21 protein-coding genes and 1 tRNA gene are annotated in these 22,918 nt (G+C 64.2%); 10 read left to right on the top strand and 12 right to left on the bottom strand.

The genetic code is table 11. The features are described 5' to 3' along the window. The first annotated feature begins 33 nt into the window (after positions 1-33). Both ptsP and D1Y85_RS17140 read left to right on the top strand, forming a co-directional pair. Positions 34-2,628 carry a phosphoenolpyruvate--protein phosphotransferase gene (ptsP, locus tag D1Y85_RS17145; protein ID WP_124152275.1) on the top strand — a complete coding sequence of 865 codons (2,595 nt, stop codon included), beginning with the start codon at positions 34-36 and terminating at the stop codon, positions 2,626-2,628. A 323-nt stretch (positions 2,629-2,951) separates the two neighbouring features. Next, positions 2,952-3,257 (top strand): NIPSNAP family protein, encoded by a 306-nt coding sequence (locus D1Y85_RS17140; protein WP_124152274.1) that lies wholly within the window; start codon positions 2,952-2,954, stop codon positions 3,255-3,257. A 225-nt stretch (positions 3,258-3,482) separates the two neighbouring features. Here the strand turns inward: D1Y85_RS17140 and rpoH are convergent, their stop codons facing one another. Further along, positions 3,483-4,412: an RNA polymerase sigma factor RpoH gene (rpoH, locus tag D1Y85_RS17135; RefSeq protein WP_373322176.1), complete on the bottom strand. Its 930-nt coding sequence runs from the start codon at positions 4,410-4,412 to the stop codon at positions 3,483-3,485. 595 nt (positions 4,413-5,007) lie between these two features. On the opposite strand from rpoH, the gene D1Y85_RS17130 reads away from it, so the two are divergent. Further along, positions 5,008-5,391, top strand: a complete 384-nt coding sequence (locus D1Y85_RS17130) for a nuclear transport factor 2 family protein (protein ID WP_124152272.1) — start codon at positions 5,008-5,010, stop codon at positions 5,389-5,391. A 171-nt stretch (positions 5,392-5,562) separates the two neighbouring features. On the opposite strand, the gene leuA is transcribed toward D1Y85_RS17130, so the two are convergent. Further along, the gene (gene leuA, locus D1Y85_RS17125; protein ID WP_124152271.1) at positions 5,563-7,209 is read right to left on the bottom strand and encodes a 2-isopropylmalate synthase; all 1,647 of its coding nucleotides are present in this window, start codon (positions 7,207-7,209) and stop codon (positions 5,563-5,565) included. 537 nt (positions 7,210-7,746) lie between these two features. Then, positions 7,747-8,709, bottom strand: coding sequence for a DNA-binding protein YbiB (gene ybiB, locus D1Y85_RS17120; RefSeq protein WP_124152270.1), 963 nt, complete (start codon positions 8,707-8,709; stop codon positions 7,747-7,749). Between the two features lie 364 nt (positions 8,710-9,073). On the opposite strand from ybiB, the gene D1Y85_RS17115 reads away from it, so the two are divergent. Together D1Y85_RS17115 and maiA are read left to right on the top strand one after the other, a co-directional pair. Further along, positions 9,074-9,772 carry a fumarylacetoacetate hydrolase family protein gene (locus D1Y85_RS17115; protein ID WP_124152269.1) on the top strand — a complete coding sequence of 233 codons (699 nt, stop codon included), beginning with the start codon at positions 9,074-9,076 and terminating at the stop codon, positions 9,770-9,772. Positions 9,773-9,809: 37 nt separating this feature from the next. Beyond that, positions 9,810-10,457: a maleylacetoacetate isomerase gene (maiA, locus tag D1Y85_RS17110; RefSeq protein ID WP_124152268.1), complete on the top strand. Its 648-nt coding sequence runs from the start codon at positions 9,810-9,812 to the stop codon at positions 10,455-10,457. Between the two features lie 86 nt (positions 10,458-10,543). Here maiA and ftsY read toward each other — a convergent pair whose 3' ends face one another. Beyond that, positions 10,544-11,677 carry a signal recognition particle-docking protein FtsY gene (gene ftsY / locus D1Y85_RS17105; protein WP_124152267.1) on the bottom strand — a complete coding sequence of 378 codons (1,134 nt, stop codon included), beginning with the start codon at positions 11,675-11,677 and terminating at the stop codon, positions 10,544-10,546. 226 nt (positions 11,678-11,903) lie between these two features. Between ftsY and rsmD the strand changes: the two genes are divergently transcribed. The 3 genes from rsmD to D1Y85_RS17090 all read left to right on the top strand — a co-directional run bounded on the left by rsmD (position 11,904) and on the right by D1Y85_RS17090 (position 13,526). Beyond that, positions 11,904-12,548, top strand: coding sequence for a 16S rRNA (guanine(966)-N(2))-methyltransferase RsmD (gene rsmD, locus D1Y85_RS17100; RefSeq protein ID WP_124152266.1), 645 nt, complete (start codon positions 11,904-11,906; stop codon positions 12,546-12,548). 137 nt (positions 12,549-12,685) lie between these two features. After that, positions 12,686-13,180 carry a pantetheine-phosphate adenylyltransferase gene (coaD, locus tag D1Y85_RS17095; protein WP_124152265.1) on the top strand — a complete coding sequence of 165 codons (495 nt, stop codon included), beginning with the start codon at positions 12,686-12,688 and terminating at the stop codon, positions 13,178-13,180. A gap of 88 nt (positions 13,181-13,268) precedes the next feature. Beyond that, positions 13,269-13,526 carry a YfhL family 4Fe-4S dicluster ferredoxin gene (locus D1Y85_RS17090; RefSeq protein WP_124152264.1) on the top strand — a complete coding sequence of 86 codons (258 nt, stop codon included), beginning with the start codon at positions 13,269-13,271 and terminating at the stop codon, positions 13,524-13,526. A 75-nt stretch (positions 13,527-13,601) separates the two neighbouring features. Here D1Y85_RS17090 and hisC read toward each other — a convergent pair whose 3' ends face one another. The 8 genes from hisC to D1Y85_RS17050 form a co-directional block, all read right to left on the bottom strand. After that, positions 13,602-14,669, bottom strand: a complete 1,068-nt coding sequence (gene hisC, locus D1Y85_RS17085) for a histidinol-phosphate transaminase (protein WP_124152263.1) — start codon at positions 14,667-14,669, stop codon at positions 13,602-13,604. A gap of 12 nt (positions 14,670-14,681) precedes the next feature. After that, positions 14,682-15,284, bottom strand: coding sequence for an aminoacyl-tRNA hydrolase (pth, locus tag D1Y85_RS17080; protein ID WP_124152262.1), 603 nt, complete (start codon positions 15,282-15,284; stop codon positions 14,682-14,684). 154 nt (positions 15,285-15,438) lie between these two features. Next, positions 15,439-16,044, bottom strand: coding sequence for a 50S ribosomal protein L25/general stress protein Ctc (locus tag D1Y85_RS17075; RefSeq protein ID WP_124152261.1), 606 nt, complete (start codon positions 16,042-16,044; stop codon positions 15,439-15,441). A 163-nt stretch (positions 16,045-16,207) separates the two neighbouring features. Then, positions 16,208-17,164, bottom strand: coding sequence for a ribose-phosphate pyrophosphokinase (locus D1Y85_RS17070; RefSeq protein WP_124152410.1), 957 nt, complete (start codon positions 17,162-17,164; stop codon positions 16,208-16,210). Positions 17,165-17,247: 83 nt separating this feature from the next. Further along, positions 17,248-17,324 (bottom strand) — tRNA-Gln (locus D1Y85_RS17065). A 53-nt stretch (positions 17,325-17,377) separates the two neighbouring features. Beyond that, complete coding sequence (gene ispE / locus D1Y85_RS17060; protein WP_124152260.1) at positions 17,378-18,271, bottom strand: 4-(cytidine 5'-diphospho)-2-C-methyl-D-erythritol kinase; 894 nt, start codon at positions 18,269-18,271, stop codon at positions 17,378-17,380. Positions 18,272-18,299: 28 nt separating this feature from the next. Beyond that, positions 18,300-18,956 (bottom strand): lipoprotein insertase outer membrane protein LolB, encoded by a 657-nt coding sequence (lolB, locus tag D1Y85_RS17055; RefSeq protein ID WP_124152259.1) that lies wholly within the window; start codon positions 18,954-18,956, stop codon positions 18,300-18,302. A gap of 10 nt (positions 18,957-18,966) precedes the next feature. Continuing rightward, positions 18,967-20,811 carry a tetratricopeptide repeat protein gene (locus tag D1Y85_RS17050; protein ID WP_124152258.1) on the bottom strand — a complete coding sequence of 615 codons (1,845 nt, stop codon included), beginning with the start codon at positions 20,809-20,811 and terminating at the stop codon, positions 18,967-18,969. Positions 20,812-20,922: 111 nt separating this feature from the next. On the opposite strand from D1Y85_RS17050, the gene mutM reads away from it, so the two are divergent. Then, positions 20,923-21,753, top strand: a complete 831-nt coding sequence (gene mutM, locus D1Y85_RS17045) for a bifunctional DNA-formamidopyrimidine glycosylase/DNA-(apurinic or apyrimidinic site) lyase (protein ID WP_124152257.1) — start codon at positions 20,923-20,925, stop codon at positions 21,751-21,753. A 14-nt stretch (positions 21,754-21,767) separates the two neighbouring features. Next, on the top strand, positions 21,768-22,910 hold the full coding sequence (mutY, locus tag D1Y85_RS17040) for an A/G-specific adenine glycosylase (RefSeq protein WP_124152256.1): 1,143 nt from the start codon (positions 21,768-21,770) through the stop codon (positions 22,908-22,910). Positions 22,911-22,918: the final 8 nt, after the last annotated feature.

The following is a 22,918-nucleotide window of genomic DNA, read 5'->3' as shown; positions in this document are numbered from 1 at the left end:
GAGGTTGTTGGAACGCATTGGGAGTTCCGTCTGATGAATCCGGTTCATCAGGTTCAATCGGTTCAATCGGCAGCGGGTGACATCGCGCTCGTCTCGCCGCTCACCGGCCGAGTCGTGCCGCTCGCCGAGGTGCCCGATCCGGTGTTCTCCGAAGGCTTGTTCGGTGACGGAGTCGCCGTCGATCCGGTTGTCGGGCGGCTGGTTGCGCCGTGTGACGGCATCGTCATGCACCTCGCTCGCACCGGCCACGCCGTTACGCTGCAGACGGCCGAAGGCGCGCAGGTGCTTGTGCATATCGGCATCGATACGCTCGAGCTGCACGGCAAGGGCTTCCACCCCAAGGTCGCGCAGGGCGCGCAGGTGCGTCGCGGTGATCTGCTGATCGCGTTCGATCTCGACGTCATTGCGAACGAAGCGCCTAGTCTTGTCTCGGTGGTGGCAATCGCAAATTCCGATGCGTTCGAAGTGGTTGCGCGCACGCAAGCGGATAACGTTGAGGCGGGCGTCTCGCCGCTGCTCGTACTGCGCCTGCGCGAAGGTGCCGAGCCGCCCGCAGGCGACACGTCCCCCGTCGAGACCGAAGCGCGCAAGAACGTCACGCTCACGCACGCAGGCGGCCTGCACGCGAGGCCCGCCGCGCGGGCGCGCGAGGCTGCGCGCGGTTTCGACGCGCGCGTGGAAGTGCGCTTCGGCGAGCGTAAGGCCGCTATCGAGAGCGTGGTCGGCCTGCTCGCTCTCGGTGCGGGCGAGGGGGCGACGGTCGAACTGGTCGGCATCGGCCACGACGCGCAGAAGGCCGTCGACGCAGCCGCCAACGAATTGACGCGCGAAGCGCCGGGCGAGGGCGGCGAAGTGCCTGCCAGGCGACTCTCGCCTGTGCCGCGCGCGGCGGTCGCTGCCGCACCTCAGACAGCGGCCGCGAATGCGCCTTCGCACACGCTCTCGGGCGTGTGCGCGTCGCCCGGTATCGCGGTCGGCACATTCGTGCGCTGGCATGATGCGGCCGTCACGCCGCCCGAACTCGCGAGCGGCAGCCCAGCGTCGGAGAGCGGCGCGCTCGACAAGGCCATCGCCGCCGTCGACGCCGAACTGAACGGCGACGTGCGCGCCGCATCGCAACGCGGTGCAATCGGCGAAGCGGGCATCTTCACGATGCATCGCGTGCTACTCGAAGACCCGACGCTCATCGACGACGTACGCCACCTCATCGGCCTCGGCAAGAGCGCGGGCTACGCTTTGCACGAAGCGATCCGCGCGCAGATCGCAGTGCTTGGCAAGGTCGACGATCCGCTGCTCGCGGATCGTGCCGCCGACCTGCGCGATATCGAAAAGCGCGTGCTGCGCGCGCTCGGCTACGCGAACACGGCGGCGCGCGCGCTGCCCGAAGAAACCGTGCTCGCCGCCGATGAATTCACGCCGTCCGATCTCGCGGCACTGGAGCGCAAGCGCGTCACGGCGCTCGTGATGGCGCACAGCGGTGCGACCTCACACGCAGCGATCATCGCGCGCCAGGCGGGCATTGCGGCGCTCGTCGCGATTGGAGACGGGCTGCGCGCGATTCCCGAGGGCACGCAGGTGATCGTGGACGCGGACGAGGGCCGCCTTTCGTGGGCGCCGACCCCGGCCGACATCGAGCGTGCGCGTGCCGAGCGTCAGCGTCTTGCGCGAGTGCGCGAAGCCGACCGCCATGCGTCACAACAGCGGGTCACGACGCGCGATGGCCGCTCGATCGAAGTGGCGGCGAACATCGCGACGCTCGAGGACGCCCACGCGGCCGTCGAAAACGGCGCGGACGCCGTGGGCCTTTTGCGCACCGAATTGATGTTTATCCACCGCAAAACGGCGCCGACGGTCGAAGAGCATCGCGAGAGCTACCAGGCGATCGTCAAAGCGTTGGCGGGCCGCACGGCGATCATCCGCACGCTCGACGTCGGTGCCGACAAGGAAGTCGATTACCTGACGCTGCCGCCCGAGCCGAATCCGGCGCTCGGCCTGCGCGGCATCCGCCTCGCGCAAGTGCGCCCGGATCTGCTCGACGATCAGTTGCGTGGCCTCGTCGCTGTGCGTCCGGAGGGGGCCGTGCGCATCATGCTGCCGATGGTCACCGATTCCGGCGAAGTCGTGCGAGTGCGCGAGCGCATCGATACCATCTCGCGCGAGCTGGGTCGCTCCGCGCCCGTTGAAGTGGGCGTGATGATCGAGGTGCCGTCGGCGGCGTTGCTTGCCGATCAGATCGCCGAGCACGCGGATTTCCTCTCGCTCGGCACAAACGACCTGACGCAGTACACCCTCGCGATGGACCGAGGCCGGCCCGACCTCGCCACGCAAGCGGACGGGCTGCATCCGGCCGTGTTGCGCCTCATCGCGGCGACGGTGCAAGGTGCCGAAAAGCATGGCAAGTGGGTCGGCGTTTGCGGCGCGCTCGCGGGCGATCTGGTGGCAGTGCCGCTGCTCGTTGGGCTCGGCGTGACAGAGTTGTCCGTCGATCCGGGCGCAGTGCCGGCCGTCAAGGCGCGCTTGCGTACCCTCGACTGGAAGTTTTGCCACGAGCGCGCGCAGGAGGCGCTCGCACTCGAATCGGCTCAGGCCGTGCGCGCCGCGAGTCGTGGCAACTGGCCGCTCGAATAAACGGTAGCGCGAAAAGAAGCCCGTCGTGCAGGCGGGTATCTTGCCAGTCAGGTATGCCTGGTAAAAAACTCGGCGTCTCGGTGCCGATTTTTGGGGGGCACGAGCAGGATCAACGAGATCCAAGTGGCCATTGCAGACACGGAAAGAAAGATGTTCCTGCAGATGTCCGGGGAAGCGCGCTGTTCGCTCCTTCACAGACGCTCATCACACAACATCAGGAAAGGCGCTAATTGAACTGCAGCGGTCAAACGGGTTTGCTGGCCCATATTGACGAGCTGCGCGCGAGTGCGTAGCTTCGCCCTTTGGTCACTTGAGTCTTTGCGATGATTACTTGCTACGTACGCTACGTCGTTGATGCCACGAAGCTGGATGAATTCGAAACCTACGGAAAGATGTGGATCCCGCTTGTCCAGAAATTCGGCGGCCAGCATCACGGCTACTTCTTGCCGGCCGAGGGGGCGAACAACATTGCACTGGCTTTGTTTTCGTTTCCTAATCTGGCGGCCTATGAGGAATATCGGAATCGCTCCAAGGTCGATCCAGAATGCGTGGCAGCCTTCAAGTACGCCGATGAGACACGATGCGTCATTAGTTACGAGCGTAGCTTTTTCCGTCCCGTACTCGGTTGATCGAGACCGGTGGTCGTTAAAACTGAGCGGGTGCTTTCGGGCCGTCTAGTGACTCTTCAGTGTCAACGACGTCGTGGGATCGAACGGCTAATCGTGCTCGACCACAGCTTGTCCGCAAGCTGTCTCCCCCGGAAATCCGCGAAGAGCCAATAAAAAGCCCCGCCTCTGAAAAGAGGCGGGGCCATCGCATACCGCTTTACGGCCCACGCGGGCCTTTGAAAGCGCTTAGCTATAGTCAGCGAGCGTGGTGCGCATCTTCTTCATTGCACTCGCTTCAATCTGGCGAATTCGCTCCGCCGAGACGCCGAACTCGTCGGCCAGTTCGTGCAGCGTCGAGCCGCCCGAGCCGTCGTCGTCGACGTTCAGCCAACGCGCTTCGATGATGCGGCGGCTGCGCGCGTCGAGTGCTTCCAGCGCGCTCGCAATCCCGTCCGACTGCAGACGATCGTTCTGACGCGCGGCCAGAACGGCGGTCGGCTCGCTGTGCGAGTCGGCGAGCCAGGCGATGGGCGCGAACGATTCTTCGCCATCGTCGGACTGGCTTTCCAGCGCGATGTCCGCGCCGGACAGACGCGTTTCCATCTCGACCACTTCTTCGCGCTTCACGTTCAGTTCCTGCGCGAGGCCTTCGATTTCCTCGGGCGTGAACGACTGCAGGCCCTGCTTGTGGCTGCGAAGGTTGAAGAACAGCTTGCGCTGCGCCTTGGTCGTGGCGACCTTCACCATGCGCCAGTTGCGCAGGATGTATTCGTGGATCTCAGCCTTGATCCAGTGCATGGCGTAAGACACGAGCCGGACGTTCTGCTCGGGGTCGAAGCGCTTCACGGCCTTCATCAGGCCGATGTTGCCTTCCTGGATCAGGTCGGCGTGCGGCAGGCCGTAACCGAGATAGTTGCGCGCAATCGAGACCACGAGACGCAGGTGCGACAGCACGAGGCGCCGCGCGCCCTCGAGACTGTTCTGTTCCCGATATTCAGTTGCGAACTGGCGCTCTTCTTGCGGCGTCAACATCGGGATCCGGTTGACTGCCTGAATGTACGCGTCGATGTTGCCCAGCTGGCCGGGCAGCAACGATTGATTCGCGAGCGCCAGCACGCCTGACCCCGCCGCCTTGGCCGGCGTCGGGCTCAGCGTACCAGGAAGGGTCATTGCCATTGCGTTGCTCACGTAGCGATCTCCTCAGTATCTTGCAAAAGTCAGACTTCGACTCCACGGTGGATGTTAGCACTCCGGTCCACCGAGTGCTAATACTTGGAGTCTGTCAGGGTTCATAGGTTCCGCGATTGCTATCGATATTTTGTTTCGATAGATTTGTGCGGAACCTTACTCGACGGGCCTGACGGCCCTCAGGGGCACCTGCGCCCGATGATGGCGAGTAAACCCTCTAGATTCAGGTTCCAGCGCCAGTGGCGAGAACCGAAATAAGGGCCGGTTTGTGAAAGGCGCACCGTTTGTACCGCCGTCAGGCGTCGCGATGTGCCTTACTGCAGAATGTCTTGAGTAGACATTCGGAATTGATGGAAAGTCCCGCACTGCGACGTTCGGGCGCGTTCGCCAAACGGGCCGGCTTTCACATCAACCAAGGGGCCAGATTTGCCGTGCATGAACGATTCGCGTTGGCGCTCACGACTGTTTCATCGCGAGTATCCATGCCGCAATTCCTGGTATAAATTTCAGCCAGACGCGTGCGGTACATCATCGGCGCGAGTCCGAGGCGCTGGCCCGGATTTTCGCGCAGGGAGTTCGAGCAATGGCGGCGAAAGTGATCGATGCGATTCGCGGGCTTGAACGCGAACGGTTTCGTGCGATGGTGGATGCCGACGGCACGTCGCTGGACGAGTTGCTGTCGGACAACGTGATCTACGTGCATACGAACGGCAAACGCGAAACCAAGCAGCAGTTCATCGACGCGATCACGGCGGGCCGCCGCCGCTACCGCCAGATCGAGATCCAGTCGCAGGACGTGCTGCCGGTGGGGCGCGAGACGTGCGTCGTCTCCGGCCGCGCGCTGATCGAGATGGAAGCCAACAACGGCGCGCTGCTTTTTCCGATCGCCTATACGGCCATCCAGACCCAGGAGGACGGCCACTGGCGTCTGCTCGCCTGGCAGGCGACGCGTTGTGCGCTCGACTGAGGCCGGTAAGCCCCATTTCCAGAGCGTCTTCTGAACGCTCCGGGCTTGCGCCAGCGACCTGTTTGGCCCCTGGCGCCCAACTACGCCACCTGCTGCATCTCCCGCCGGACTTCCTGATTTGAGCCGCCCCCCGCTGAACTGTTCCGGGCGGCGTACGCCTGCCTTGTCGCGTCAGGCCGCGGCGCGCCGATCGACAGGCGGCCACGACGCGCGGTTCACACCGCTCACGACGGCGGCGATCGTCGCGTGTGCGGCGTCGTCGGCGATTCCCACGCCGTGACGGATCGCCTGCGCGCCGACGCGGCATCCGATGAACATCGCCGTAGCGCCCTGCGCCGTACGCGCGGTTTCGAACGACGTGATCTCGATCGCCTCACCCGATGCCGCCGCAATGGCGGCCACGACGGCCTGCGCATACGCCTCATGGCTCTCGGCCGACGCCGGCACCGCGATGTCGCGGCCCTGCCAGCGCACGCGGCCCGCGCCAACTTGCGCCGCCGGACCGCGTGTCTCGAAGTATTCACGCGCGAAGAGTGCGCAGATGGCGTCGCCGGTGACTTCTTCACCCGAGTCGTCGGCGGCCGCCTGCACGGCGTGGCTGAACTCGATCTGCACGCGGCGCGGCGGCGTGAACCCCATGCCGCGTTCGAGCAGATACGTCGCGCCGCCCTTGCCCGACTGGCTGTTCACGCGGATCACCGCGTCGTAGCTGCGTCCGAGGTCGGCGGGATCGATCGGGAGATAGGGCACTTCCCAGAGCGCGCCGGGCTGCTGCTGCGCGAAGCCCTTGCGGATCGCGTCCTGATGCGAGCCGGAGAACGCGGTGAACACGAGGTCGCCCGCATACGGGTGGCGCGGATGCACCGGCAATTGATTGCAGCGCTCGACAACGCGGCGCACGGCGTCGATGTCGGAGAAGTCGAGGCCCGGATCGACGCCCTGCGTGTAGAGGTTCATCGCGAGGGTGACGAGGTCGACGTTGCCCGTGCGCTCGCCGTTGCCGAACAGACAGCCTTCGATGCGGTCCGCGCCCGCGAGCAGCGCCATCTCGGCGGCGGCGACAGCCGTGCCGCGATCGTTGTGCGGATGCACGGAGAGCACGATGCTGTCGCGGTACGCGAGGTTGCGGTCCATCCACTCGATCTGGTCGGCGTAGACGTTCGGCGTCGCGGCTTCGACCGTGGCCGGAAGATTGACGATCATCTTGTGATCGCGGGTCGGGCGCCAGGTCTGCGCGACGGCGTCGCAGACTTCGCGCGCGAACGAAAGCTCAGCCATGCTGAACGTTTCGGGCGAGTACTCGTAGGTCCAGTGCGTGCCGGGGCGCGCGTCGGCGTGCTCGCGGACGATGCGCGTGCCTTCCACGGCGAGCGCCTTGACCTCATCCTTCGATTGCCCGAACACGATCTTGCGGAACGATGGGCAGATCGCGTTGTAGAGGTGCACGATCGCGCGCGGCGCGCCGTCGAGCGCCTCGAACGTGCGCGCGATCAGGTCTTCACGCGACTGCACGAGCACTTCGATCGTCACATCGTCGGGGATGCGCATCTCCTCGATCAGCTTGCGCACGAAATCGAAGTCGGTCTGCGAGGCAGACGGGAATCCGACTTCGATTTCCTTGAAGCCGATCGCGACCAGCATGTCGAAGAATTCGGTCTTTTGCGCAATGCTCATCGGCTCGATGAGCGACTGATTGCCGTCGCGCAGGTCGGTGCTCATCCAGACCGGCGCGCGCTCGATGGTGCGGGTCGGCCATCGGCGGCCGTTCAAACGGATGGCGGGGAAGGGACGGTACTTCTCGGCAGGGTTACGCAACATGGCGAGTCTCGTTCGTTCTGTCGTGTGCGATGGCGGCCGGCAGCGGGCGGCTGGTCCTCTGGCGGCGGTGCACGGTGCGCGAAACATCGAGCGAACGGGCGACGATGGCGAATGCAAACGCGGCGGCGGTGGCCGCTCCGGAAGCAAACGTGATCGATGTGGCAAAAGCCGCCCATGCAACGTGCATTTTGATCCTCGCGGTTCGTCCGAACGGTAAACGGACGAATGCAGACGACAGACAGGTTGTAAAAGGAACTACGGTTTGGAGGTACTGCGGGAACTGCTTGGGAGGACTGCGCTTCCGGAGAGGTGGACGCGCAGCGCTACGCCTGGCTTACGCTAGACGTAGCGATAGGGCCGCTAGGCGGCCGAAGGTAATTCGGAGGGTGTTCGGGAGGGAACGCATTTGTCCAATTTAAGTCCGGACGGGCGCTTGTGTCAACAGCGAATTTACTGCCGAGTGATCTCGAAAATCATGGGGATCGGCGCGAACAGGTGCCGGTGTGTGCCGATGGCGTTGTTGATGCGCCGCTGCGTTCAGCGCTTCGCGATGCGCATGATCGTCTCAATCTGAAGCGCAATCGCCGTCGGCACCGGCACATCGCCGCGCAGCACCGCTTCGGTCCAGGCCGCCGTCGTGGACGCATCGCGGTCCTCGGGCAGCGTGACTTCGGGGGCATCGGGCGAAGAGCGCTCCGGCTCGATCAGCGTTTCGCAGACACCGTCGTGCAGCCAGTCGACTTGCACCTGGCGGCGCGTGTCGGCGACCGCTTCGCCCTCGGTACCGCGCGCGAGCAATGCTCCGCCCGTCGCGGCTTCGGGGTGCGCCGCGAACAATGCGCTCAGGCTATCGCGGTATGCCGGGTGCGTGTAGTTCACGAGCCGCAGTCCCGGCTGCGCGAACGGCTGCAGCAGCTTCACGAGCGTGTGCGTCGAGTTGCGCACGCCCATCCGGCGGCGCAGCGCCAGCAGGCGTGCGAGCTTCGGCGCGAGCGCTTCGATCGGCGAAAAGGCGACGCAGCGCTCGGCGAGCTGGGTTTCGATGTCGCTGTGGTCGCGTGCGGCCGGGTGGTTCAGTTCCGCGAAGATTTCGGCACTCGTGACACGCCCCGGATCGGTGCTTACGCCATGGACAAGCACAGGAACGCCTTCGCGCGCGAGCAGCAGCGCGAGTAGCGGCACGAGATTTGGCTGTTTGCGCGCGCCGTTGTAACTGGGGATCGAGACCGCGCGATAGTCGCACGCGGGGGATGCCAGCGGCGCGAACGACGCGTGTGCGGCGGCCAGCATCGCGGCGAGTTCGTCGGCGGTTTCGCCCTTCAGCCGGTACGCGAGCAGAACCGCGCCGAGTTCAAGATCGGCCACGCGGCCATCGAGCATCGCGGTGAAAAGCGTGTGCGTGTCTTCGGGCGACAGCGAGCGCGCGCCATTCGGTCCGCGGCCGATCTCCTTGATGAATCGGGCGCAGGAAAAGGTGTCGGGGGTATCGGGGGCGTTCATGGAAAGCGGGATCCTCTGGCATCCACGCGCGGGCAATGCGCGGGAGGCTGCGGTCGTCTTGAAATGGCGGGGATGCTCGAAGTATCGCATGAGGCGCGCATGGGGGCAGGGCGTCTCGCGCGACGCAGGTGCGGACGAATGTCCCGTGCCAAGGCCTTCACGATACGGCTCGCTTTCGCGGCTGCGCATCCGCAAGCGCGCGAGTGCATCAGCGGTGGCGTGCTTCCCGCGCCTCGCCTCGGCGCGGCGGAGGTCGCCCTTATCCATAAGGCAAGCCCTGTCACGCAGCATAAGCACCGCGCGTTACACTGCCAATTCGCGCTGCCGATCGGTCCGCGCCGTTTCAAGCAGATTGGAGAGTCCGATGACCTACGCTTTTGAACCGACGCCTCCCGCAGCGGTGCCGGTCGCGGGTAGCGACCAGCAGTTCCCGGTGCGGCGCATCTATTGCGTCGGACGCAACTACGAAGCGCATGCGCGCGAAATGGGCCACGATCCGGATCGCGAGCCGCCGTTTTTCTTCGCAAAACCGGCCGATGCGATTCTCTACGTCGCCCCTGGCGCGATCGCTGAATTCCCGTATCCCGCGCGGTCGTCGAACGTCCACTTCGAGATGGAACTTGTCGCGGCGATCGGAAAGGGCGGCAAGGATATCCCCGTCGCGAGTGCGCTTGAACACGTATTTGGCTACGCGCTTGGCCTCGACATGACACGCCGCGACCTGCAGACCGAAGCGAAGAAGCTTGGCCGTCCGTGGGACATCGCGAAGGGTTTCGACTATTCGGCACCGATCGGCCCCATTCATCCCGTCACGCAGGTCGGGCAGGTCGCTCGCGGCGCAATCTGGCTTTCCGTGAACGGCGAGGACAAGCAGCGCTCAGACGTCTCGCAGATGATCTGGCCGGTCGCCGATACGATCGCGTTTCTTTCGACGTTGTTCGAGTTGAAGGCGGGCGACCTGATCTACACCGGCACGCCCGAGGGCGTTGGCGCAGTGGTGAAGGGCGATCTGATGCGCGGCGGTGTCGAAGGGCTCGGCGAGTTCGCCGTGCGCGTGGTGTGAGCGCAGCGCAAGAATTCATAAGGAGAACGAGAGGAGCATGAAGCTTTACAGCTATTTCCGCAGTTCGGCGGCGTACCGCGTGCGTATCGCGCTGAACCTGAAGGGTCTGTCATACGAGTACGTGCCGGTGCATCTGCTGCGCGATGGCGGCGAGCAACTGAAGCCGGACTATCGGCAGATCAACCCGGACGGCATCGTGCCGACGCTGATCGACGACGAACAGCACGCAATCCAGCAATCGCTCGCGATCATCGAGTATCTCGAGGAAACGCACCCTGAGCCGCCGCTCTTGCCGAAGGCCCTCGCGGACCGTGCGCACGTGCGCGCGCTGGCGCTGCAGGTGGCGTGCGAGATTCATCCGCTTAACAACCTGCGCGTGCTGAAGTACGTGAAACACACGCTGGGCGTCGACGATGCCGCGAAAGACGCGTGGTATCGCCACTGGGTTGAGTCGGGGTTCGAGTCGCTCGAGCAGCGCCTTGCGAACGATCCGCGCACGGGCAAGCTTTGTTACGGCGACACGCCCACCATCGCCGATCTGTGCCTCGTTCCGCAGGTCTTCAACGCGAATCGCTTCAAGATCGACACGACGCGTTATCCGACGATCCAGCGCATTAGCGACTACGCGTCGCAACTCGATGCGTTCGCGAAAGCCGCGCCGGGCGCGCAGCCCGACTCGGAGTGATACACCGGGTGTGAACCTCGCGCATGCATGAAAAAAGGGCGTCGTTCCGGAGAACGACGCCCTTTTTGTAATGACGTTGCAGCAGCTCAGCTGCCGAGCAGCGCGTCGGCGAATTCTTCCGCACTGAACGGCTGCAGGTCCTCGACCGTCTCGCCCACACCGATGAAATACACCGGCACCGGACGCTGACGCGCGATTGCCGCGAGGATCCCGCCCTTTGCCGTGCCGTCGAGCTTCGTGACGATGAGGCCCGTCAGGCCGAGTGCGTCATCGAATGCCTTCACCTGCGCCAACGCGTTCTGGCCCGTGTTCGCGTCGATCACGAGCAGTACTTCATGCGGCGCGCCGTCGAGCGCCTTGCCGATCACGCGCTTGACCTTCTTCAGCTCGTCCATCAGGTGAAGCTGTGTCGGCAGGCGGCCGGCCGTGTCGGCCATCACCACGTTGATGCCGCGGGCGCGCGCCGCGCTCACGGCGTCGAAGATCACGGCGGCCGGGTCGCCGCTTTCCTGCGCGACGACCGTCACGTTGTTGCGCTCGCCCCAGATGGCGAGTTGTTCGCGCGCAGCGGCGCGGAACGTGTCGCCAGCGGCGAGCAGCACCGACTGGTCGAAGTGCTGCAGATGTTTCGCCAGCTTGCCGATGCTCGTCGTCTTGCCGGCACCGTTCACGCCCGCGATCATCATCACGAGCGGCTGTGCACGGCCGAGCATGAGCGATTTTTCGAGCGGCGCCAGCAGATCGATGAGCAACTGCCGCAGCGCAATCTTCACCTGCTGCGCGTCCGTGAGGCGCTCGGCGCGTACTTTCTGGCGCAGCGTCTCCAGCAGGTATTCGGTCGCGTCGACGCCCGCGTCCGACATCAGGAGCGCCGTTTCGAGTTCCTCGTAGAGCTCGTCGTCGATCTTCGCGTTGACGAAGATGCTCGTGAGGTTCGAACTCGTTTTTGCGAGGCCTGATTTCAGGCGCGAGAGCCAGGACTGCTTCGCGGCGGCCTCGGGTGCTGGCGGCGGGACGATTTCAACGGCCTCGACGGCAACGGTGGTAGCAGCTTGCGGGGGCGTCGCCGCGGGCTGGGCTGCTTGTGCGAGCTGTTCCGCTGGCGAAGGTGCCCCGGATTCGACCTCGGCTGCTGCGTCGGTCGCGGCGGCGTCCGCGGCTTCGGCCTGTGCGTTCTCTTCGGCCTTTGTGCCGCGGAGTCGTTTGAAGAAACTGAACATGATCTGGGGTCGTGGAGGCGCGTTGCGGGTCAGACCGGGGAGCGGTCGTCGACGTCGGGGAAAAGGCGGCAACGCGCGGAAAACATGGCATTTTATCAGGCGTCCTGGTCCGCGTCGTTGCGGTACCAGTGCGGCGTAAATGCAGGGCTGTGGTAACGTTCGCGCATCAGGGGGGTGGCGCGCGTGTCGCGTCGCCCAGATACTCTAAAGCCGCATAGAAAAACGCATGCCCCGTTCCCCATCTTCACGTCCGTCCGGCGCCCGGTCCGTTTCGCCCGCAGCACCGGGCAAGGCCGCGCGCGGCGGCGCGCACGCGATCCGCATCATCGGCGGCGACTGGAAGCGCACGCCACTGCCCGTGCTCGATCTCGACGGCCTGCGACCCACGCCCGACCGCGTGCGCGAGACGCTCTTCAACTGGCTCGGCCAGCAACTCGACGGCCAGCGCTGTCTCGATGTCTTCGCAGGCAGCGGCGCGCTCGGCTTCGAAGCGGCGTCGCGTGGAGCCGCGCGCGTCGTGATGATCGAGCGCAATGCGCGCGCTGCCGCGCAACTGCGCGCGAATCAGGCGCGCCTCGCGGCGCGAACGATCGAAATTGCCGAAGCCGACGCGTTGCGGCTCGCCGCCAGTCTTGCCGCGGGTTCGTTCGATGTGGTGTTCCTCGATCCGCCGTTCGGCGACGCCGCGCTCCTCACGCGCGCGCTGGTAGTCGCTGCACCGCTCGTCGCGCCGGGTGGTCGCCTCTACGTCGAGTCCGGCGAGCGCCTCGATCCGGCAGCGCGGCCGGAGCTGGCGGGCTGGAGCGTGGTGCGCGAGGGCAAGGCGGGGGCTGTCTTCTATCATTTGCTGCAGCGCGAAAATGAGGAATAATGCGCGTTCGATAGCGAAGCGGCGGGCGGACTCATCGCGAGGCAAGTCCGTGCGCCAGCATCGCGGCGCGCACGAACGGAGCGATCCGGCAGCGTATCAATGTATTGCGCCCCATTTATGTTGAGAGGAGAAGCCTCATGGTAGTCGCCGTGTACCCCGGTACCTTCGATCCGCTCACGCGCGGTCATGAAGATCTCGTGCGGCGTGCGTCGAGCATCTTCGACACGCTGGTGGTAGGCGTCGCCGACAGCCGCAACAAGAAGCCCTTCTTCACGCTTGAAGAGCGGCTCGATATTGCCCACGAGGTTCTCGGCCACTACGCGAACGTGCAGGTGATGAGCTTCAAGGGGTTGCTGAAGGATTTCGTGCGCAGCAACAACGCGCGCGTGATCGTTCGGGGTCTGCGCGCGGTATCGGATTTCGAATACGAGTTCCAGATGGCGGGTATGAACCGCTATCTGTTGCCCGACGTCGAGACGATGTTCATGACGCCTTCGGATCAATATCAGTTCATTTCCGGCACTATCGTGCGAGAAATCGCCCAGTTGGGTGGCGACGTGAGCAAATTCGTGTTCCCGTCGGTGGAAAAGCGTTTGCGGGACAAGGTTTCGGGATTAGCCCCGCGCGCGTGAGGGTCCGACAGCGCGTCGATGCAAACCCGCGTAAACTTAAGGGCTCAGCAACGACGTCGGCCCCGAGCCGGCATGAAGTGAGAAAAGCATGGCCCTGATGATTACCGACGAGTGCATCAATTGCGACGTCTGCGAGCCCGAGTGCCCGAACGACGCGATTTCGATGGGCCCGGAAATCTACGTGATCGATCCGGACAAATGTACTGAGTGTGTCGGCCACTACGGTGAACCGCAGTGCATCCAGGTGTGTCCGGTGGAGTGCATCCCGCGCGATCCTGAGCACCTCGAATCGCCCGAGCAGTTGATGCAGAAGTATCACGCGCTCATGGCGGCGAAGAAGGGCTGAACAGCGTCTTCGCGTGCGGTATAAAAAACGCGCCCATGGGCGCGTTTTTTTTTGGCCATGCATGCAGCGGGCACGCTATTTCACGATGTCCTTTAGCGCTGCGACGAGTGTGTCGCATTCGGCGTCGGTACCGATCGAGATGCGCAAATGCTGGTTCACACGCGGTGCGTTGAAGTGCCGCACGAAGATCTCCTGCTCACGGAGCTTCGTGCTGATGAGCACCGCGTCATGCTGCGGATGGCGCGCGAACACAAAGTTCGCCGCCGATGGCACGACTTCGAAGCCCAATTGCACAAGCGCGGCCGTGAGCTTTTCGCGGCTCGCCATCACGCGTGAGCTGGTCGTGCGCAGCCAGTCGGCGTCTTCATACGCGGCCGTCGCGGCCGCTTGCGCCAGACGGTCTAGCGGATACGAATTGAAGCTGTCCTTCACGCGGTTGAGGGCGTCGATCAGATCGGCGTGACCGAACGCGAAACCTACGCGCATGCCCGCGAGCGAGCGCGACTTCGACGTCGTGTGCACGACGAGCAGGTTCGGATAGCGGTCGATCAGCGCGATCGCCGATTCGGCGCCGAAATCGACATAGGCCTCGTCGATCACAACCACCGATTCCGTATTCGCGGCGACGAGCTTTTCTATCTGTGCGAGCGGCAGTGCGTGGCCGGTCGGCGCGTTCGGGTTCGGGAAAATCACGCCGCCGTTCGGCTGCGCGTAGTCCTCGATGCGGATCGCGAAAGCATCGTCGAGCGGCACGGTACGGTACTGCACGTCGTAGAGCCGTGCGTAAGTCGGGTAGAAGCTGTAGGTGATGTCGGGAAAGAGGAGCGGCAAGTCGTGCTTGAGCAGCGCCTGGAACGCGTGCGCGAGCACCTCGTCGGAGCCGTTGCCGACGAATACCTGATCGGTGTTCAGTCCATGATGCGCGGCAACGGCTGCACGCAGCCGCTTCGACACCGGATCGGGATAGCGACGCAGCGATTCGCCGTGGTCGCCGAGTTCCGCGCGAATCGCCTCCACCACGCGCGGCGACGGCGGGTACGGATTCTCGTTGGTGTTGAGTTTCACCGGCTTCGCGAGCGCGGGTTGTTCGCCCGGCACGTACGGCACGAGACGGTGGACGATGTCACTCCAGTAACGACTCAAGACACTCTCCCATTAACCATTGCGATGCAGCAGCATCACTGCGCGTTCGGTTTCGCCCTTCACGAACGTCGGCATCACGGCGAGCGCGCGTTCGATCGACGCGTCGACCACATCCTGCTCTTCTTTGCGCGGCGGCTTGAGCACGAAGTTCGCGACGTCGGGCTTTGCGCCCGCACGCGCGCTTTCGGGAATCAGGTCGCGCGGATGCCCGATGCCGATTCGAAGCCGCCAGTACTGCTGCGTCGACAGATGCGCGGAAATGTCCTTCAGACCGTTGTGGCCACCACTACCGCCGCCGAGCTTGAGCTTGACGGCACCGGGCGGCAGGTCGAGTTCGTCGTGCGCGACGAGAATCTCATCGGGCAGGATCTTGAAAAAGTGTGCAAGCGCGACGACCGACTGGCCCGACCGGTTCATGTAGGTCTGCGGCTCGAGCAGATGCACTTCCTCGCCGTAGAGCCGCGCCTTCGCGTAATGGCCGTGGAAGCGCCGCTCGTCGCGCAGCGACGTGCCGGCTTCGCGCGCGAGCTGGTCCACGAACCAGAAGCCGGCGTTGTGGCGCGTCGCGGTGTATTCGGCGCCGGGATTGCCGAGTCCGACGATCAACTTGATCATGTGCGGTTGCCCGATATGCAGAAATGCGCGCAAGAATGCGTGCATACCGCACGGAAAGAACACGAAAAAAAACCCGCCGAGGTGGAACCGCGGCGGGTTACGTCGACCGTTTCATTGAAACGGATCGAGAGGATATCGGCTTGTGTGCCGCAGCTTACTCGGCTGCTGCTTCTTCGCCTTCGGCTGCCGCCACGGCACCGGCCGGAACCGTCGCCGAAGCGACCACCGGGTTTTCCACTTCAACGTGAGCGACGAGCGTCACGCCGGCGGGCAGTGCGATGTCCTTGGCGTGCAGCGTCTGACCAGCTTCGATCTTCGCGAGGTCAACTTCGACGAATTCGGGCAGCGCGCCCGGCAGGCACACAACTTCGATTTCGTTCAGGACGTGCGAAATGATCGCGCCCGACAGCTTGACGGCCGGGTTCGTTTCCTGGTTCATGAAGTGCAGTGGCACCTTCGTGTGGATCTTCTTGCTCGGATCGACACGCTGGAAGTCCACGTGCAGCACGAGCTGACGGAACGGGTGGTATTGCACGTCGCGCAGCAGCACTTGCTGCGACTTGCCGGCCACTTCAAGGTCGAGGATCGACGAGTGGAAGGCTTCCTTCTTCAGGGCGTGCCAAAGCGCGTTGTGATCGACTTCGATCAGCTGCGGCTCGGCGCCGACACCGTAAACGATGCCAGGGGTCTTGCCAGCATTGCGCAGGCGGCGGCTCGCACCCGTACCTTGCAGGTTACGCTCGAAAGCGATGACTTTCATATTTTCTCCAATGCACTGCCCGCGACCAGGCAGTAAAACGGGGCCTTTTCGGCAATTTTTCGCCTGAAGGCCCCCTGCGATAGAGCGCAAACCTTCGTTCGTTTGCGCTAATTGCGCCTGGGCGCGGCATCCTTGCGAATGCCGCGCCCAGGCGCGAATCTCTTTAGCTTTCTGCGAAGAGCGACATCACCGAGTCACCGCGACGGATACGCGAGAACGTTTCGGCCAGCAGTCCGGCGCTCGACAGCGAGCGGATCTTCGCGCACGAACGTGCCTCGGAGCCGAGCGGAATGGTGTCGGTGACGACGAGTTCGTCGAGCGCCGAAGCGGCGATACGCTCGCCCGCGCCACCCGAGAGAACCGGGTGCGTGGCGTAAGCGAACACCTTCTTCGCGCCGCGTTCTTTCAGCACTTGCGCGGCTTTGCAGAGCGTGCCGGCGGTGTCGACCATGTCGTCCATGATCACGCAGGTGCGGCCTTCGACTTCACCGATGATGTTCATCACTTCGGCGACGTTCGCCTTCGGACGACGCTTGTCGATGATCGCGAGATCGCAGTTGAGTTGCTTGGCGAGCGCACGTGCGCGCACCACGCCGCCAACGTCCGGCGACACGACCAGCAGGTTCTCGTAGTTCTGCTTGCGCAGATCGCCGAGCAGCACAGGCGTGGCGTAGATGTTGTCGACGGGGATGTCGAAGAAGCCCTGAATCTGGTCGGCGTGCAGATCCATCGTGATGATCCGCTCGACGCCGGCGATTTCCAGCATGTTCGCCACGACCTTCGCCGAGATGGCGACGCGCGCCGAACGCGGGCGGCGGTCCTGACGGGCGTAGCCGAAGTAGGGGATGGCGGCGGTGATCCGGCCTGCGGATGCGCGCTTGAGCGCATCGACCATGATCATCAGTTCCATCAGGTTGTCGTTGGTCGGCGCGCACGTCGATTGCAGGACGAAGACGTCCTTGCCGCGCACGTTTTCCTGGATTTCGACCTGGATTTCACCGTCGGAGAAACGGCTAACCATAGCCTTGCCGAGGGGAATACCGAGGATCTTGACGACTTCCTGTGCAAGCGCGGGATTTGCGTTGCCAGTAAAAACCATCAGGCCGTCATGGCTGCTCATCATGCACCTGCTGCGGACTTGGGGACGAGAGGAACTACAAGAGTAACTACGAGAATTACTGCAGGCGTTTCTGCAGAAATCTTTGGCAGGGGAGGAAGGACTCGAACCCTCGCATGCCGGAATCAAAATCCGGTGCCTTAACCAACTTGGCGACTCCCCTACACTCAACTTTGTGCGCAGCTGTCCGGGTAGGGCCGTCCAGCGACGCTAAAACTATGCCGCGAAAGCGAAGAGTGGATGGGTATCCAGACTCGATGTCACTGCGCTTCGCCAGGACTCCGGCAGTTTGGCTTGCGCCGCTTCTGCTTCGGCCCGACTCGAAAACGCTGCAAAAACACTCGCGCCCGATCCGGTCATCCGCGCTGGCACGACGCATTCGACATTCTGGTCAAACCATCGAAGCACCTGCGCTACTTCCGCGTATTTCTCTGCGACAACCGCTTGCATGTCGTTTTGACCGAAGCTTTCCGGCCAACCCTTCTGCGTTGCTTGCTGCGCAAGAAAGACTGCAATTGTGCAGGGCTTCGTGTCCCTTGTCAACGATTTTTCGCAAAAAACCGCGGCGGTTGGAACATGTACCTGCGGCGTCACCACCAGAAAATGACGCGGGGGCAATTGTACAGCCTCGAGCGCTTCTCCGACACCCTCCGCAAACGCATTTTTCCCGAACACGAAGAACGGTACGTCGGCGCCAAGTTTCAGCGCGAGCGACTGCAGTTCGTCGCGCGTGAGGTGAAGTTTCCACAGGCGGTTGAGCGCAAGCAGCGTCGTTGCCGCGTCGGAACTGCCGCCGCCGAGACCCGCACCCATCGGCAGACGCTTTTCGATGTCGATTTCGACGCCCTCCTGCGTGCCGGTGTGCTGCTTGAGCAGCGTTGCCGCGCGAACGGTGAGGTCCTGTTCGGCGCTGACACCTTCGACCGCAGTCGTGCGCGTGATGCGACCATCGTTGCGACGCTTGAAGTGCAGCGTGTCGCCCCAGTCGAGCAGTTGGAACACGGTCTGCAGGTTGTGGTAGCCGTCGGCGCGGCGGCCCGTGATGTGCAGAAAAAGATTGAGTTTCGCGGGCGCGAGGCAGCCGCGCAGCGAGTCTTGAGTTTCGGTCATCATGATGCGTGTGACGTACCCGACCCGTTCATTGGTCGAGCACGAGCTTGATCTGGAGCGGCGGGTCTTCGCGCTTGAGGTTGAGGAGCCTGACGCCGGTTGCGGGCGCGTCGGCGTAGGCCGTGTAGTGGATGGTCCAGCCATCCTGTTCGATCTGCGCGAGACGCGACGGATTCTGCGGATCGTCCGTCGTTTGCGCGCTGGAAGTGGGCGCGACAGACGGCTGAAGCCAGTAACGCAGACCCTCGACCGGCAACGCGAAACCGAGCGCCTGCTGCATCAGCGTCGACACGTTGTCGGCGGTGAGCGGCTGCCGGTTCGGCAATTCGAGCGTCGCTTGCGCGGGCGAAGACGTCACGATCGCGAGCGTCTGCCCGAGCGGATTGAGCAGTTGCAGCGTCACTGTCGAGCCGGTTTCGCGCCAGTCGAAGTTGCCGTAAGCATTGCGCTCCTGGCCGTACCGGTCGACGTACTGCACGGCGAAACGGCCATGATAGGCGCGGGTCGTCTGCGTGGTGAGGGAAGTCGTGGCGTTCGAAGTGGACGGCTCGTGTGGCGGCTGCGTCGCGCAACCCGCAAGCGCGAACAGTGCGGCCGTCGCCACGCCGAGTGCCGTGCGCCACACGAGGTGCTCGCAACGAGAAGCCGGAGCGGCGGGACGCAAAATCTGACGGTAATCAGGCATCAACGGGACATCAGAGATCGTTTACCTGGAGGCGCTTGAGCGTCTTCAGGAGCGTGTCATTGTCGGGTTCGAGCTTGCGCGCCTCACGCCACGCCGCACGTGCGGCGTCCTGATCGCCGTTCTTCCACAACACCTCGCCGAGGTGCGCTCCAATTTCGGCGTTCGGCTGCATGCTGTACGCCTTGCGCAGCAGCTTGATCGCGTCGGCATTGTTGCCGAGGCGGTACTTCACCCAGCCCACGCTGTCCATGATGAACGCGTCGTTGGGTGCGAGCGACGATGCCTTCTCCACCAGCTTGTCCGCTTCCTGCAGGCGCAGATTGCGGTCCGCGAGCGAATAACCGAGTGCGTTGTAGGCCTGCGGATTGTCGGGTTGCGTCTGGATGAGCTTGCGCAGTTGCGTTTCCATGACGTCGAAGTGGCTGTTCTTTTCAGCCGCCATCGCGTAGTCGTAGGTGAGGTCGGGGTCGTCGGGGAAGTCGCTTACTGCCTTCGCGAGCCGCGTTTCCGCCTCCGGAAAGCGCTTCGCGTCGAACAGGATCGAGGCGTCCGTGCGGGCGATCGCCGCCTGGTCGCGCGGATCGTCGGTCTGGATGCTGGCCAGCAGACGACGCGCGTCGTCGGTTTTACCCGACTTGTCGAGCATCTGCGCGTGCGTGATCTGGGCCGGAACGTACTGCTGGCTGTTCGGGCCGATCTTGTCGAGCCACTTCTGCGCCGCGGCGTCGTCCTTTTGTTCGATCGCGAGTTGCGCGAGGTAGATGTAGCCCTGGCCCGGGTCCGCGCCCGGCGTCTTGTCCGCGAGCTGCGTGTACTGCACCAGATACTTCTGCGCGACGTCGTACTTCTTCTGCTGCACGCCGATGAGCGCGAGCGCCATCAGCGGCATCAGGTCGCCCGGATTGTCCTTGTGCAAGACCTCGAACTGCTTTTGTGCGTCGTCGAGGCGTTCGGTCGCGAGGTACGTCTGCGCGAGCGCGAGTCGCCCTTCGCGCGACTTCGGGTTCCGCTGCACATAACTTTCGATCGCTGCGATGCCTTCTTTGCGCTCATCCGGACCCATCTGCGTGAGCATCAGGGCTGCGGGCAGGTAGTCTGGCTTGAGCGAGAGCGCCTTTTCAAACGACTTGCGCGCGCCGGGCAGATCGTCGGCGAGCAGTTGCTGACGGCCGATCGCGAGTTGCGCCTCGGGGCGCTCCATGTCGTCCTTCAGCAGATCCTTCAACACCGTCAGGCCGCCAGCGCGATTCGGGCCGCGCGAGACCAGCAATTGCAGCGAAACGATCGCTCCGCCGCGGTTTTCCGCCGGAACGTTCGCCAGTTCGCGCGCGAGCAGCGGCTGGGCGTCTTCGGGGCGGCCGGACAGTATGAGCAGAGACGCATCGAGTTGCGCGGCGCGGTCCGAATCGGGTGCGTACTGCTGCCAGAGCTGGACGGCGTTCAGTGCATCGGACGGGCTCTGCGCGGCAAGCGCGATTTCGGTCGCGCGCTGTGCCATGCGAGGATCGTGCGTGTCGCGCGCCAGTTCGAGGTACGTCTGAAAAGCGGGCGCTGGCTGGTCCCGCTGCAGCGCGATCTCGGCAGCGAGCACCTGATAGACGATCTGGCTCGACAGCGCGATGTTGGGCACATCTTTCTTCTCGTCCGCGGTCGCGGGGCCGAATGCATCCGGCATCGAGACGGAAGTGTCGTCCGTATCGAGGGCCGGATCCTGCGCATACGCGCTCGACGTGGTCAACGCCCAGGCCGCGAGCACCGCCGCGCCGATGAGACGACGGGCGCCGGTGGCACCAGGCAGGCGCCGTGCGGCGGCGTGCGGGCGGTTCGCAGAGAGCTTTACGAAAGACAGTTCCATGGAATTCCGTCGAATGTTTCGGTCGATTGTAACGCGCTGGCTACAATACGCGCACAACGAGGACGCAAGTTTCAAACCAACCCCGATTACGCCCCGTTCAAGGCGTCAGACATGCCAGAACTGCCAGAAGTTGAGGTCACCCGCCGGGGTATCGAGCCCTGGGTTGCGGGCCGTCGCGTCGAGCGCGTGGACGTGCGCAACCCGGCGTTGCGCTGGCCCGTTCCGGAAGCGCTCGCGCGCACGCTGCGCGGCCGGACCATCCGTTCGGTGGGTCGCCGTGGGAAATACCTGCTGTTCGAGGTCGACGAGGGCTGGTTCATCGTGCACCTCGGCATGACCGGGACGTTGCGTGTGCTACGTAATGTCCCGAAGCCGCCTGCCGCCCAGAAGCACGATCACGTCGACTGGCTCTTCGACGACTTCACGCTGCGCTTTCGCGACCCGCGCCGCTTCGGTGCAGTGCTCTGGCATCCGCGCGAGGCGGGCGACGTTCTCGGCCATCCGTTGCTCGCGAATCTGGGCATCGAGCCGTTCGCACCCGCCTTCGACGGCGCGCTGTTCTACCGCGAGACGCGCGGCCGCAAGGTCTCCGTCAAACAGGCGCTGCTGGCGGGCGATATCGTGGTGGGCGTGGGCAATATTTATGCGTCGGAGAGCCTTTTTCGCGCGGGTATTCGTCCGACCACCGCGGCGGGCCGCGTGTCGCTCGCGCGTTACGAACTGCTGGCCGATGCCGTGCGCGCCGTGCTCGCGTCGGCGATCGAGAAGGGCGGCAGCACGTTGCGCGACTTCGTCGGCAGTAATGGCGAGAGCGGCTATTTTCAGCTCGAATATTTCGTGTACGACCGTGCGGGTCAACCGTGCCGTGTGTGCGGTACGCCGATCAGGCAGATCGTGCAGGGCCAACGATCCACTTATTTCTGTCCGCGCTGCCAGCGCTGATTACCGGTATCTCCATGTACGTCTCTTCGCCTACCACCGGCGCGTTACCCGACGGCGCGCTTTCCGGCACCTACGCAACCGAGCTGCTCGCGAGCTTCGCACCACGTCTCATCGAGTGGCAACGCGAGCACGGCCGCCACGATCTGCCCTGGCAGAACACGCGCGATGCCTATCGCATCTGGCTTTCGGAGATCATGTTGCAGCAGACGCAGGTCAGCACCGTGATTCCGTATTACGCGCGCTTTCTCGAGCGCTTTCCCACCGTCGAGGCCCTCGCAGCCGCGCCGCTCGACGACGTGATGGCGCTCTGGGCAGGGCTCGGCTACTACACGCGCGCACGCAATCTGCATCGTTGTGCCCAGGTCGTTGCGAATGAGCACGGCGGGCGATTCCCGTCGACAGTCGACGCGCTTGCGGAACTGCCCGGGATCGGCCGTTCGACTGCGGCGGCGATTGCGTCGTTCGCGTTCGGTGCGCGCGCGACGATCCTCGACGGCAACGTGAAGCGCGTGCTTGCGCGAGTGTTCGGCGTGGAAGGCTTCCCGGGCGAGAAGCGCGTGGAGAACGCGATGTGGGCGCTTGCCGGATCGATCGTGCCCGACGCGAGCGCAAGCGATGCGGACGTGAGCGGCTATACGCAAGGACTGATGGATCTCGGCGCGACCTTATGCGTGCGCGGCAAGCCCGATTGCGCTCGCTGTCCGTTCGCGGCGGACTGCGTCGCGAACACGACGGGCCGCCAGCGCGAACTGCCCGCAGCGCGCCCGAAGAAGGCGGTGCCCACGCGCCGCACGTGGATGCTCGTGCTGCTCGACGGCGACGCAGTCATGCTGGAAAAGCGCCCGCCGACCGGTATCTGGGGAGGGCTCTGGAGCCTGCCCGAAGCCACCGACGAAGCGGCAGTCGTGGATCGGGCACAGTCATTCGGTGCTAGCGGCGCTGTCTTGCCGCTGGCGCCGTTCTCGCATACGTTCACGCACTTCAAGCTCGATATCGAGCCACGCGTGATCGAAGTCGCACGCGCGGTCAACGCAACGCCTGCACTCGAACTGGCCGACGGGGAAACCGCGTGGGTCGCGCTGCGCGAGATCGACGCTTATGGTGTGCCTGCGCCGGTGCGCAAGTTGCTCGACGGGTTGCGCGGTTCGCTGATCTGATGCGCGCG

The sequence above is a fragment of the Paraburkholderia dinghuensis genome, assembly GCF_003837865.1.
Lineage (GTDB): Bacteria > Pseudomonadota > Gammaproteobacteria > Burkholderiales > Burkholderiaceae > Paraburkholderia > Paraburkholderia dinghuensis.
Note: the sequence above shows the minus strand (reverse complement) of the source record. Positions and strands in the feature narration are given on the sequence as shown.